Source organism: Polaribacter sp. BAL334, assembly GCF_015767435.1.
Taxonomy (GTDB): domain Bacteria; phylum Bacteroidota; class Bacteroidia; order Flavobacteriales; family Flavobacteriaceae; genus Polaribacter.
This window is the reverse complement of the sequence record NZ_JADWOV010000317.1, coordinates 38,753-52,189: the sequence shown is the minus strand read 5'-3', so window position 1 is coordinate 52,189 and position 13,437 is coordinate 38,753. Positions and strand designations below refer to the sequence as shown.

10 protein-coding genes are annotated in these 13,437 nt (G+C 32.0%); 4 read left to right on the top strand and 6 right to left on the bottom strand.

Going from position 1 to position 13,437, the window contains the following annotated elements:
• The first annotated feature begins 223 nt into the window (after positions 1 to 223).
• A complete protein-coding gene (gene sucC, locus IU405_RS12195; RefSeq protein ID WP_197438890.1) occupies positions 224 to 1,420 on the top strand; it encodes an ADP-forming succinate--CoA ligase subunit beta in 1,197 nt (398 codons plus the stop codon).
• Positions 1,421 to 1,493: 73 nt separating this feature from the next.
• Here the strand turns inward: sucC and IU405_RS12190 are convergent, their stop codons facing one another.
• From IU405_RS12190 to IU405_RS12165, 6 genes are all read right to left on the bottom strand, one after another.
• Positions 1,494 to 3,458 carry a c-type cytochrome gene (locus IU405_RS12190; RefSeq protein WP_197438889.1) on the bottom strand — a complete coding sequence of 655 codons (1,965 nt, stop codon included), beginning with the start codon at positions 3,456 to 3,458 and terminating at the stop codon, positions 1,494 to 1,496.
• A 199-nt stretch (positions 3,459 to 3,657) separates the two neighbouring features.
• Positions 3,658 to 5,646, bottom strand: coding sequence for an excinuclease ABC subunit UvrB (uvrB, locus tag IU405_RS12185; RefSeq protein WP_197438888.1), 1,989 nt, complete (start codon positions 5,644 to 5,646; stop codon positions 3,658 to 3,660).
• 29 nt (positions 5,647 to 5,675) lie between these two features.
• A complete protein-coding gene (locus tag IU405_RS12180; protein WP_197438887.1) occupies positions 5,676 to 8,330 on the bottom strand; it encodes a T9SS type B sorting domain-containing protein in 2,655 nt (884 codons plus the stop codon).
• Between the two features lie 223 nt (positions 8,331 to 8,553).
• Positions 8,554 to 9,399, bottom strand: coding sequence for an ABC transporter permease (locus IU405_RS12175; protein WP_197438886.1), 846 nt, complete (start codon positions 9,397 to 9,399; stop codon positions 8,554 to 8,556).
• Between the two features lie 17 nt (positions 9,400 to 9,416).
• On the bottom strand, positions 9,417 to 10,316 hold the full coding sequence (locus tag IU405_RS12170) for an ABC transporter ATP-binding protein (RefSeq protein ID WP_197438885.1): 900 nt from the start codon (positions 10,314 to 10,316) through the stop codon (positions 9,417 to 9,419).
• Positions 10,317 to 10,424: 108 nt separating this feature from the next.
• Positions 10,425 to 10,934: an IS1096 element passenger TnpR family protein gene (locus tag IU405_RS12165; RefSeq protein WP_197438884.1), complete on the bottom strand. Its 510-nt coding sequence runs from the start codon at positions 10,932 to 10,934 to the stop codon at positions 10,425 to 10,427.
• 127 nt (positions 10,935 to 11,061) lie between these two features.
• Here IU405_RS12165 and IU405_RS12160 point away from each other — a divergent pair, with 127 nt between their 5' ends.
• From IU405_RS12160 to IU405_RS12150, 3 genes are read left to right on the top strand one after another with little or no spacing between them, the layout of a single operon-like run.
• Complete coding sequence (locus IU405_RS12160) at positions 11,062 to 11,424, top strand: PaaI family thioesterase (protein WP_197438883.1); 363 nt, start codon at positions 11,062 to 11,064, stop codon at positions 11,422 to 11,424.
• Between the two features lie 3 nt (positions 11,425 to 11,427).
• Positions 11,428 to 12,288: an alpha/beta hydrolase family protein gene (locus IU405_RS12155; RefSeq protein ID WP_197438882.1), complete on the top strand. Its 861-nt coding sequence runs from the start codon at positions 11,428 to 11,430 to the stop codon at positions 12,286 to 12,288.
• Positions 12,285 to 13,346 (top strand): isochorismate synthase, encoded by a 1,062-nt coding sequence (locus IU405_RS12150; protein ID WP_197438881.1) that lies wholly within the window; start codon positions 12,285 to 12,287, stop codon positions 13,344 to 13,346. The genes IU405_RS12155 and IU405_RS12150 overlap by 4 nt, the downstream gene beginning before the upstream one ends.
• The last annotated feature ends 91 nt before the right edge of the window (positions 13,347 to 13,437 follow it).

Genomic DNA, 13,437 nt, shown 5'->3' with positions numbered 1-13,437 from the left:
GGTTCGTTTTTAAGGAATCAAAATAATGATTCATGGTAAAAGACATTATAAAATTGTGAATGTTACATTTTTCGTATTAATTATTTCTTAAACAACTAAAACGCAAAAAGTAAGTAATATTGTTTTTTGATAGATATGCTAAGTTTAAAGTTTTTTAAATAAAAAATTTCCAAATTTTAATTTTTGAATTTGTACTTTTGCAAGCGTTTTAAAAGCGATACAAATGAATTTACACGAATACCAAGGAAAAGAGATATTAAGTAGTTTTGGAGTAAGAATTCAAAGAGGAATTGTAGCAAGTACTCCTGCTGAAGCTGTTGCAGCTGCTAAGAAATTAACAGAAGAAACTGGTACAGGTTGGCATGTGATAAAAGCACAAGTTCATGCAGGTGGACGTGGAAAAGGTGGGGGTGTAAAATTGGCAAAGAATTTAGAGCAAGTAGAAAGTATTGCAAATGATATTTTGGGAATGATGTTGATTACACCACAAACTTCTGCCGAAGGAAAATTGGTAAATCAAGTATTGATTGCTGAGGATGTATATTATCCTGGAGATTCAAAACCAGAAGAATATTACATGTCTGTTTTGTTAAACAGAGCAACTGGAAAAAATATGATTATGTATTCTACTGAAGGTGGAATGGATATTGAAACAGTTGCTGAAGAAACACCACATTTAATTTTTACAGAAGAAATTGATCCTTTGTTGGGAATCATGCCTTTTCAAGCGCGTAAAATTGCATTTAATTTAGGTTTATCAGGAACTGCTTTTAAAGAAATGACGCAATTTGTAACAGCTTTATATACTGCGTACATCAAATCGGATTCTTCCATGTTTGAAATCAATCCTGTTTTAAAAACTTCGGATGATAAAATTATGGCTGTAGATGCAAAAGTTTCTTTGGATGAAAATGCGTTGTATCGTCATAAAGATTATGAAGCAATGCGTGATTTGCGTGAAGAAAATCCGATTGAAGTAGAAGCAAAAGCTGCTGGCTTAAACTATGTTGATTTAGACGGAAACGTTGGATGCATGGTAAATGGAGCTGGATTGGCAATGGGAACTATGGATTTGATTAAAGAATCAGGAGGAGAGCCTGCTAACTTTTTAGATGTTGGTGGTACTGCTGATGCACAAAGAGTAGAAACTGCTTTTGGTATCATTTTAAAAGACCCGAATGTAAAAGCAATTTTGGTAAATATTTTTGGTGGAATTGTACGTTGTGACAGAGTTGCACAAGGTGTAGTTGATGCTTACAAAAATATGGGAGATAAAATCACAGTGCCAATTATTTGTAGATTGCAAGGAACCAATGCAAAAGAAGCAAAAGAATTGATTGACAACTCAGGAATGAAAATAATTTCAGCTACTGAGTTTCAAGAAGCTGCTGATAAAGTGCAAGAAGTGTTGAGTGCTTAGTTTTAGTTTAATATATATTTAGAAAAGCCTTGTGAAAACAAGGCTTTTTTATGTAACATATTTTCTTTAGTAGTTATTCACCATGCAACACAGGGTAGCCCAATTGCGCCCAAACAAGTACACCTTCATCAATAATGGCAGTTTTTTTAAAGCCATAACGTCTCAAAGTATTTACTACGCGTCTTGAGGCTGCATGCGGACAAGCACAATAGACAATAATCCATGTATCATCCTTAGGAATGTCGTTTATAAAAGTTTCTGGTTCCTCGTAATAAGGCACAGGAACAGCCCCTGGAATGTGAGTTTGCCTCCAAGCAACTGTAGAGCGTGCGTCTAAAATCACAAAACGAGCACTGTCTTTTAAGGCTTGAAACACTTGTTTTGCAGGAACGTATAGACCTTCTTTTAAAGTAAATTTCGGATTTTTATTTTTAGGATTAAGAATATATTCTTCAGGTTTTGGCACCTTTACTGGGGTTGTTTTTGGTACATTCCAACCAGATGCACGACTTCTTAAAAATGCGGTAACTCCGTTAATTTCTTTTTTGCTTAGTACGTTTTTAAATGCTGCCATTGGTGTACCATCTCTACCTTCAGTAATGGCATATTTTAGAAATTCGTCAGTTGCAGTTGCCAGTAACATTGGATTTCCAAGTGCAGGTGCTGAAATTCCTTGACCTTTTTTACCATGACAAACCGCACAATTGTTTTCGTACACTTTTGCTCCTAATGTAATATCTCCTTTAACGGGTTCTCTTGAGATTTCAATCTCTTTTTCTAGACCACTTTGTTCATACAGCCATTGCAATAACAACTCGATTTCAATATATTCCATGGGTCCACCTTGAGAATCTAAATACCCTGCCATTGCTGTATTTGCACGTCCAAATTGAATGGTATAGCGCATAAAATTACTGTTTTTGGAAGTGCCTAACAATGAATGAGAACGAAGAGAAGGAGCGTTGTCTGCAGCATAGCCTTCGCGATTTTTGGCATGACAAAGTGCACAATATTTTTGATATAAATTTGCAGCATTCTTAGAAGCTACACTGTCTAATTTTTCCCCTATCCTTAGTTTTTGAGCCATGATGGCTTGTTCTTTTGGTTCGGGTATAAATTCAAGTTGAACACCTTGTGCAAATTCCCTTTTTATAATTAGTTGACTTTTTTTAGCATCTATTGAAAACGCCTTTTTTGGCAATCTTTGTTTAAAATAATGAAAAGTAGAATCCATATTTTTTACTTCAAAACGAATGGAAAAAACTCCTGAGCCACACTTTTTTAAAAATTTAGAAATCTCATCATCTGCAGAAATAGGTGATTTTAACTCCAACTCTTGATGTCTTTTAACTTTAAATCGGACTGAATTTTTAGCATTTTTATTTTCTATTTCAATAAATCCCATATTTTGAAAATTATCACTTGCAACTTCAAGGCTGTCAACTGCAATTTGAAAACCTACAATTCCAACCACTCCATTTGGATGATTTGAAAAACTTCGACCATAACCATAGTAGGTTTTCCACATTTGATTCATTTGTTTATAATCAGAATCAATTCCTTGTAAAAAGGTAGGGAAATATCCTTTATTAGCATTTTTAAAATCGATACTTTTTTCTTGAGAACCACCATTATCACCAGACCAACCTTTGCGAGTGGTTGCTTGCGTACGATAAGATTTTATAGAATCTAACTGAAAACCTTGCTTTGTAAGCCATGAATAAGTTGAATCTACAGAAGAACTAGAAAGGGAATATTTTTGAATTCCTTGGTCAACTGCTAAAAAATCAGCAATAAAAGAAGGTGTGTTTTTGGTGATTAAAGAATCTTGCAAGGCAAAAAACTCGATTGATGTAAGGTCAGGAAAATAAATACCAGTGGTGAGCGTACCTTCAAATTGGCCTTTACTAAAGGTATCTTCTTTGCCCATGTCAAATCCTAGAGTATCTGCAAAATAATTGCGTGTTTTTTTTAGGTCCTTTACTAAAAAAGTAACTTTTTCAAGACCAATTCCATCACCCAATAAAGGATAAGGCATTTTAGTGTATTTAATTTTATCTTTTGAACAAGATGAAATCATCAATATACAAAGCATTGATACAAAATAGAAGTTGGTTTTCTTTTTCATAGATTTATAACTAAAATTCGTTTTTTTAATTTTTCCGAAATTAGTGAATAAAATTGAAATATAAAATCGTAATAGTTTTTGAATTAGGATTGTAAATTATTTTCGAATCTTACAAACTCTTCTTCAAAACTTCAATTTCATCACGCAATTTTGCAGCGACAATAAAATCCAACGATTTTGCAGCAGCCTCCATTTGTTTGCGTTTTTCTCTGATGCGTTTTTCAATTTCTTCTTTGGGCAAATATTCCAACGAATTTTCGGCTACTTTTTGAATCGCATTGTCATAATGATAGCTAGAAATGGCACTTTTGGACAACGAATCGTCTATTTTTTTGTTGATTTGAGTAGGAGTTATGTTGTTTGCAGTGTTATAAATCACTTGTTTTTCACGTCTTCTATCGGTTTCATCAATGGTTTTTTGCATGCTATTGGTGATTTTGTCCGCATATAAAATCGCCAAACCATTCACATTTCTAGCTGCTCGTCCAATAGTTTGAGTCAACGAACGATGTGAACGTAAAAAACCTTCTTTGTCAGCATCTAAAATGGCAACCAACGAAACTTCAGGCAAATCCAATCCTTCACGCAACAAATTGACGCCAATCAATACATCAAACAACCCTTTTCGCAAATCTTGCATGATTTCAACACGCTCTAAAGTATCCACATCTGAATGAATATACCTGCAACGAATATCTACTCTTGTAAGGTATTTTGTGAGTTCTTCCGCCATTCTTTTTGTTAAGGTGGTGACCAAAGTTCGTTCGTTTTTTTCAACTCGAATTTGAATTTCTTCAATCAAATCATCAATCTGATTCAGACTTGGTCTTATTTCAATCACAGGATCTAGCAACCCTGTTGGACGAATAATTTGCTCCACAAAAACACCTTCTGTTTTCTGCAATTCATAATCTGCAGGAGTGGCACTTACAAAAATGGTTTGATTTTGGATGGCTTCAAACTCCTCAAATTTTAGAGGTCTGTTGTCCATGGCTGCAGGTAAACGAAATCCATATTCCACCAAATTTTCTTTTCTGCTTCTGTCACCTCCATACATGGCATGGGTTTGAGGAACAGTCACATGACTTTCATCAATAATCATGAGATAATCTTCAGGAAAATAATCCAGCAAACAGAAAGGTCTTGTGCCAGGTTCACGTCCGTCTAAATAGCGAGAATAATTTTCAATTCCTGAACAATAGCCCAATTCACGAATCATTTCTAAATCAAATTCTGTTCGTTCTTTCAAACGTTTTGCCTCTAAATGTTTTCCGATTTCAGTAAAATAATCCACTTGTTTTACCATGTCTTCTTGAATTTGATGAATGGCATTTTGCAATACATCAGGAGAAGTAACAAACAAATTTGCAGGATAAATGGTCAATTCTTGAAAAGTTTCAATGATGGCATTGCTTTCCAAATCAAAAGATTCAATTTCTTCGATTTCGTCTCCAAAAAAATGAATTCTAAAGCCATTATCACCGTAAGAAGGATAAATCGTCACAACATCTCCTTTCACTTTAAACGTTCCACTTTTGATGTCGTGTTCAGTTCTGGAATACAAACTTGTGACTAGTTGATGCAAAAATTTGGTTCTTGCAATTTGCTGTCCAACTCCCACAGGAATCACATTTTTTTTGAATTCAACAGGATTTCCAATTCCGTATAAACATGAAACTGAAGCAACTACTAACACATCACGCCTTCCAGAAAGTAGGGAAGAAGTGGTGCTCAATCGTAGGCGTTCAATATCATCATTGATGGATAAATCCTTTTCAATATAAGTTCCAGTGACAGGAATATAAGCTTCAGGTTGATAGTAATCGTAATAAGAAACAAAATATTCTACAGCATTTTTAGGGAAAAATTGCTTGAATTCGGAGTATAATTGTGCTGCCAGTGTTTTGTTATGTGCCAAAACCAAGGTTGGTTTGTTTACATTTTGCACAACATTGGCCACTGTAAACGTTTTTCCAGAACCAGTTACGCCTAACAACGTTTGGAATTTTTCTCCAGAAATAACTCCATGCGTCAATTCTTTAATCGCTTGTGGCTGATCTCCAGTTGGTGAAAAGTTGGATTCTAACGTAAATTTCATTTTGCAAAAATACGCATTGAACGCTGTTGTTAATTTCGAATTAAGCTAAAATTTCCAGATTTTTTGATGACATTATCGTCTTTGTCAATAATTTCTGAAGTGAACCAATAATTATTCGCTGGAAGATTTTTTCCGTTGAAACTGCCATCCCAACCAGGAGTTGTAAAATCGGTTATGGAAGCAATTACTTTTCCAAATCTGTCAAAAATAACTACTTTTATTGATTTGAAAGAGTTGCTATCCAGGCCTTCAATATTCCAAAAATCATTGTCTCCATCACCATTTGGTGTAAAATATTTTTTATAACCAATCACAGATACCGTTCTTTGAATTGGTTCTTCACACGAATTTATATCGCGAACAAATACCGTTCTTAAACCCGAAGCAACATTCGAAAATGTGAAAGAAGTAACACTTCCTGAAAAGTTAATATTATCCAATGAAAATTCATACAAACTATTTCCATTGATGAAAACTTCAATGATATTATTGGTTTCATCTTCTGTATTTACAATGATTTGTGAAAATTCAGGAGGAGTTGGATTTACTACTTGAAAAGTTTTTGAATTGGAACAACGCAAATTATTTTCTGTTTTATAAACCGTCAAAGAAAATTCTCCAATAGAAGTTAGTGTAAAATTTTGGGAAGTACTAATGATATTTCCAGCGCTATTTCTCCATTCATAACTGTCATTGCTACTATCAGCGCTTATAATTACAGCAGGTTTTGAAGAAGGAATGAAACAAATAGTATAGACTTCTTCAAGATTGATTTTTGGTTCACTATTCACTACAATGTTGAACGGTTTTATGCCACCACAACTCAAATCAGCTTCCAAAACTTTTAAAAAAATAGTTCTTGATTTCTCATTAAAAAGTCCTGTATATTTATTGGTATTGGTTTGAGCTTCTTGAAAAGTTGGGTGAAAAGAAAGTCTTAAAGAACTTGCCAAACCCAATTGATTTCTAATAGAATTTTCAAGGATAAACGTGTCAAATTCTCCTTCAGCGTTTCCAATAATTCCATCAGAATCTTCACAAATATATACATTTTCTATGTTTCCTAAACTTACAAAACGAGTTCTTAAAAAGAATGACGTAGTTTCAAAACATCCATTTTCATTGGTCACTTTGACAAAGATTTCTTGATTTGGCCTTATATTTTGAAAGTTTTCAGGATTAGAAATTTTTGAATTTGAAGAAATATCAGCTTGACTCAAATAAAAATCTGAAATATCTGTTGAACCTCTGCTTAAAATTTTATCTCTGATATTCAATAAATTAAAAGTGGAAAGTCCGTCTAAATCTTCATCACATTCTACCAATTCTTGGTTTGCTATTAATATTGGTAATTCAAATGCTCTTACTTGTTTATAAACAGTGATATTTTGTGAACCAATATTTAAAATTGCAGAAACAGTATAACTTCCAGGACTTGAATACGTGTGCTTTACATTGATTCCATTTGCAGTTGTTCCATCACCAAAATCCCAAGAAATATTAGAAATTGATGCAAATGAAGTTGCAGAAAATGAAAATTCATCTACATAACAAACGTTTTCAGTAGTTATTTTTGAGGCAAAATAGGATTGTATAAAATTTGGCAATCCTCTTTTGGAGGCATTTGGAGATAAACGAACGGCATTGTGTCTATAATTTGCTAATACGCCTTTTTCATCAGGATTTTCGATGACTCCTAAAAAACCATAGCCTTCATCACCATCATCAAAAGCAACATAAATCTTTTGATCATTTCCTATTTGAAGACTTTCAATTTTTGGATTGCTACTTGAGAAAAGATAAGTTTTTGGATCAGTTCCAAAATCTAAATCACTCATTTCGTATTGAACTAATCTAGTTCCATTACTAATGGATACATACATATATTTTCCATTAGGTGAAAATTCAATTCCATTTGATGGGAAAAGAGCAAGTCCTTGATTTACAATTAAAACTGTTGAGTAAGTTAAATCACCTGTTTCCGTATTAAAATCATAAATAATAATTCTCTTTAAAGAATCATTATTTGTATTTGCAGAAATTGCTAATTTTTTTCCATCAGGAGAAAATTTCATGACACCCAAATTTTCAATTTCCTCATTTGCAATAATTTCAGTAGGAGTGGTGTTTATTCCAGTTTCATCGATTTTAAAGAGATTGAATATCTTTTTTGGTGATGAGTTGTCTTCATCTTCTGCATTTAAAGTTAGTAGCCAAAATGAATTTCCATCTTTATGATGCACAGCAGTTAATTTTTCAGAAGGCGCATTTTTATTTAAAAGAAAATTTTTAGTATTGACGATTCCAAGTGGATTTTCAGCATTAAATTCGATTTCTGAATAATAAGTACCAGGGTTGTATGAAAGTGAAGGGACACTTTCTGAACGAGTATAAATTAGATAATATATTTTATTTGAATTGGGCTTTGGAACAATAATTACAGATTGATAATGAGAGGTTTGACCTATAAGACCTGTTCCGAATTTCATAATCTCATGATTTCGATTCCAAACAGTTGCACCATCAGAATAAAACATCAATTGCCCATTTTCATCAGAAATAGAGGTGCAATTTGCAGGAGCATTCATTTCACTATTATCTAAATTGATAATTCTTCCATTTTCAAATTTGATACCAGCTTTGTTTCCAAAATACCAATTGATAGTTTCATTTTGTGAGAACATTGAAAAGGGTACTAAGAAAATAAATAATCTGAAAACGTTGAACATAAAAGTTGAAATCTCGCTTATTATTGTTTGATTTTAAAAAATCTGTAAAACTCAAAGATATTTAAAAAAGAGTTGAAGCGTAGTATTTTAACACTTAATGTTGGAAAAAGAAAAATTGACATAAAAAAACTGCCCTAAAAAGTTCAATTTAGAGCAGTTTTGTTTAAAGATTGGAGTATTATAAATCCCTTTTTTCTAGAATTTTATAAGATGAAAAAATGAAAATAAAAGTCCAAAAAAGTACAATTAATATTGCTAAAAATTCTACATCATAGCTTTTTGTAAAAGCTTCACCCATTGTATTTGCGGCACTTCTTACAGCTCCTAATTTTGAAAAAGGTTCTTTGATTAAATTTGTCATTGCTTCTAAAGGAAGAAATTGCATAAAACGATCTACTTTTTCACTCACATTTTCTGCACCTCTAAAAGACCAATATAAATATCCTTTGAAAATACTTTCGCCAATCAACCAAACCAACATTCCTGCAACAGCAAAAGCAGAACGTTTGATGAGAATTCCTAAAAATAATCCAAAAGAGAAAAATCCAAGTAGTTTTACAAAAAATGCCAACAAATATTCCATATCAGAAAAAATGATGGAACTCTCATCGTAATCAGAATAAATCAATCCTAATATCAATGAAACTACGAAAACAAAAATGGTAGATATCAAAGCAAATGCAATGACTGTATAAAATTTTGATAAGATAAATTCTTTCTTGCTTAATCCATCTATTAAGTTCTGTTTCAGTGTTTTATAACTGTATTCATTAGACATCATGGAAACAATGACTAACAATAAAAAGAATTTTAAAATGGCAGCTATGTACGTATTAAAATGCCAGATATAAGGGAAATTAAAAATTCCTGCATCAGCAAGATGTAATTTAAAACTACCAAATTCAAATTTAATAGCAGCAATTAAGGCGATGGAAGTTAGCAATCCAAAGTAAATGATAGACAACACTTTGCTTGCTCTGTTGTATTTTAATTTATGAAATTCTATAGAAAGTAGTCTGAACATGACGTATTTTTTGAAGGTTAATTGTTGTTTGTTAAATCTAAAAATTGTTGTTCCAAACTAGGTTTGCGTTTTACTAAATGCGATAAAATAAGTCCGTTTTCAAACATATATTGATTGATTTCGGATGCAGAAATATCATTTTTCAATGTTGCAATAATGGTTTCATGATCCAGGGAAACTCGTTCAATATCTTTGTGATTTTCTAAAATCTGAATCAATTTTTGGGTGTCTTGTTCGATTTTTAATTCAAATAATCCTTTGGATGAAGTCATTTCGTCAACACGACCACTGTATAATTTTACCCCTTTTCTGATGACAACTACATGCGAACACACTTTTTCCACTTCATCCAAAAGGTGAGAAGCTAATAAAATGGTTGTTCCATTTGCTGCAATTTTTTTGATGATTTGACGAATTTCATGAATTCCTTGAGGGTCTAAACCATTTGTTGGTTCGTCTAAAATCAAAATTTCAGGATCATTTAACAATGCTGATGCAATTGCCAAACGTTGCTTCATTCCCAAAGAAAATGTTTTGAATTTGCTGTCTTTTCTCTCAAAAAGATTGACAGTTTTTAATTTTTCATCGATTTTTTCAGTCGAAATTCCTTTGATTTTACAAATCAACGCTAAATTTTGAGTAGCAGTCATGTAAGGATAAAAATTTGGACGCTCAATAATAGCACCTACTTTTTTTAATGCTTCATGTGTAGAAAGTTTTCCATCAAACCATGAAAATTCTCCAGAAGTTTTGTTGACAACATTTAAAATAATCCCCAAAGTTGTTGATTTTCCACTGCCATTTGGACCTAAAATTCCGTAAACAGTTCCTTTTTTAATGTCAAAAGAAAGATTATTTACGGCATGAACAGCGCCGTATTTTTTGTCAAGATTTTTGATTGAAAGTATCGTTTCCAAAAAGTAGTTTTTTTAGTTAGTTGTTTATTTAGGACGATTTAAAAATCATATTGTTACATAAACCCAACAAAAAACTTTTAAAAACAATTTCAAAAAATTATTCAGAGACTAATATTCAGGATATTCAATGTCATCAAAACTATCAAATTCTTCATCAATCATATCATCATCACCAAATTCATCAAAATCGTCTTCAAAGTCATCTGCAGTAAATTGCTTTTCAGGAGCTTCATTAGGAACTTCACCAACAGCCAAAATTGTTCTGGGTAAATCTGTTCTTTTTTCATCGGAAATTTCTACAACATCCACATAAAAAGTCCACATATTCAAAAAATCATACACATAGATTAATTTGTCATTTACTTCTGGTAACGTTTCATTCAGAATGCAGTTTTCCATGCAAATATCTTCGCCAGCTTCAGCCATGTTAAACAATGGAATTTCTTCGCCTTGATTCCAATCTTCATCTGCTCTGTAAAATGAAGCCATTTCATGACCCTCAAAACCAAAAGATTTGGCAATAATTATGTGTAATTTTTCTAAATTAATAGTATCATCAACCAAAATAGTTCTGATGATATCCTCTTGTGTATCTAAGATTGCTCGAATTTTGTACATAAACTTCTATAAAAAAACGTAACAAAAATACGATATTTTATGTGTATTTTTACGCCTTTAAATTTGAAATTGATTGGACAAGCAAAAAATACTTCATACTTTAAATAGTTTTTCCAAAAACACATTGATGCAAACTTTGAATATCGAGTTTATTGATGTGACTGAAGATTCATTGACTGCAAAAATGCCTGTAAATAGTAGTGTTCATCAACCTTATGGTTTGTTACATGGTGGTGCAACTGCTGCATTAGCTGAAACTGTTGGGAGTTGTGCTTCAGCGTTTTTTGTGGATTCTGAAACGAAAATGATTAAAGGAATTGAGTTGAGTATCAATCATATAAAAAGTGTCAAGGAAGGTGTAGTTTATGGAGTTGCCAAGCAAATTCACAAAGGAAAAACGATTCATTTGTGGGAAGTTAAGATTTTTGATGATGAGCAGCATCTAATTTCTATTTGTAAGCTCACAAATATTGTTTTGGATAAAAAGTAAAAGATGTTTATTTCTGTTTTTTTTAGAAGATTTTTAAAAGTTTTTTCAATCATTTTGCTGTGTTTGTTTACCTTAATTTATGGACTTTTTTATTTCTACACGTCACCAAAATCGGATAAAGCCATTTTAAGTGAGTTTGAGGATGTGTCATTGAATCCAAAAATTTCTTATCATAATTTTAATAATTTGAAATATAGAAAATTGTCTATTGTAAATGATACTGTTTTACCAACCATTGTTTTTGTTCATGGAACTATAGGGTCGTGTTTGGATTTCGTAAAATACATGAAAGATTCTATGATATATTCAAAAGCAAATTTTGTAAGTTATGATAGAGTTGGATACAATTATGATGATGCAAATGATGTACAAGAATCCATTGCTTTTGAAAGAGATATGTTGCAAAGCATCACCAAAGATTTGCCCAAAAACAAAACAGTTGTTGTAGGATATTCGTATGGAGGTCCAATCGTTTTAGCCGATACAACACGTTATAAAAAAGCGGTATTGTTAGCACCTGCAGTTTTTAGTAATAGAGAGGTAATGCCTTGGTTATTAAATTTTTATCAATGGAAAGCAACTCGTTGGTTGGTGCCTCCAATTTGGAAACAAGCTGCTAAAGAGAAGCTTTCTCACAAAAATGATTTGAAAGTATTTGAAAAACATTGGAATCAAAATTCGAATGAAATTTTGGCTATTCATGGTGAGAATGATGATTTAGTTCCTTATGCAAATTCCGAAAAATTAGCAGCCCAATTTCCTAAAGAGCAATTTGAATTAATTCAAATTAGAAGAGGTGATCATGGTATTATTTGGAACAGATTTGATTTTATTAGAGAACAATTGATCCTTTGTTTGAATTGAAAATCTTCCAAAAAATAGCCCGTTCTTACCAAGAAAAGCAACCTTTTGTGGTGTATAGAAAACCAAACACACAAGAGATTTTATCGGTATTACAAAAAAATGATTCTTTGTTTTTGGTGGACGATTTTTCTCAAAGAGGTTTTATTTTCGCTCCTTTTGATGCTTCTAGAAAACCTGTTTTTTTTCCAAGTAATGAATCTGATTTTTTTACTGAAGAGATAGACTTTAGCGATGAAATAATTGTAGAAAATCAGTTTATTGAAAATCCATCTCAAAAACCACATCATCAAAAAATGGTTGAAAAAGCTATTGATGAAATCAAGAAAGGGAGGTTTCAAAAAATAGTAATTTCAAGAAAAGAATCCCTTCAATTGGATTTTTTTGATGTGGTTTCTGTCTATAAAAAATTACTTCAAAAATACCAAAATGCCTTTGTATATGTTTGGTTTCACCCAAATGTTGGTTTATGGTTGGGAGCAACTCCAGAAACACTTTTGATAGTTGAAAATCTTCGTTTTGAAACGATGTCTTTGGCAGGAACACAAGTTGCTAATGATTTTTCATCTGTAGTTTGGCAACAAAAAGAATTAGAAGAACAATCTCTAGTAACTGATTTTATTGAAAATCAATTAAAAAACAAGGTTGAAAGTATCCAAATTAAGAATCCAGAAACTGTAAAAGCAGGAAATTTATTTCATTTAAAAACTGCAATTTCAGGAAAATTACATTCTTCCACATCAAATTTAAAAGAGTTGATTGAAAGTTTGCATCCAACTCCAGCAGTTTGTGGTTTGCCGAGAAATGATGCCAAAGAATTTATTCTAGAACATGAAAACTATGATAGAGAATTTTATACGGGTTTTCTGGGAGAATTAAATGGTATTTCTAAAGAATCTACATCAAATAAAACTCAACTTTTTGTGAATTTACGTTGTATGAAAATTGAGGATACAATCGCAAATTTATTCATTGGTGGTGGCATTACAAAAGATAGCAATCCTGAAAAAGAATGGCAAGAAACGGTTTCAAAAAGTAAAACAATGAAATCAGTTTTATAAAAAAACCGCAAACAAAATGCTCACGGTTTCTTAGTGTAAATAAAACTTGAATTAAAAATTGTTGCTAAAATTTGTCAATTATGATTTCTAA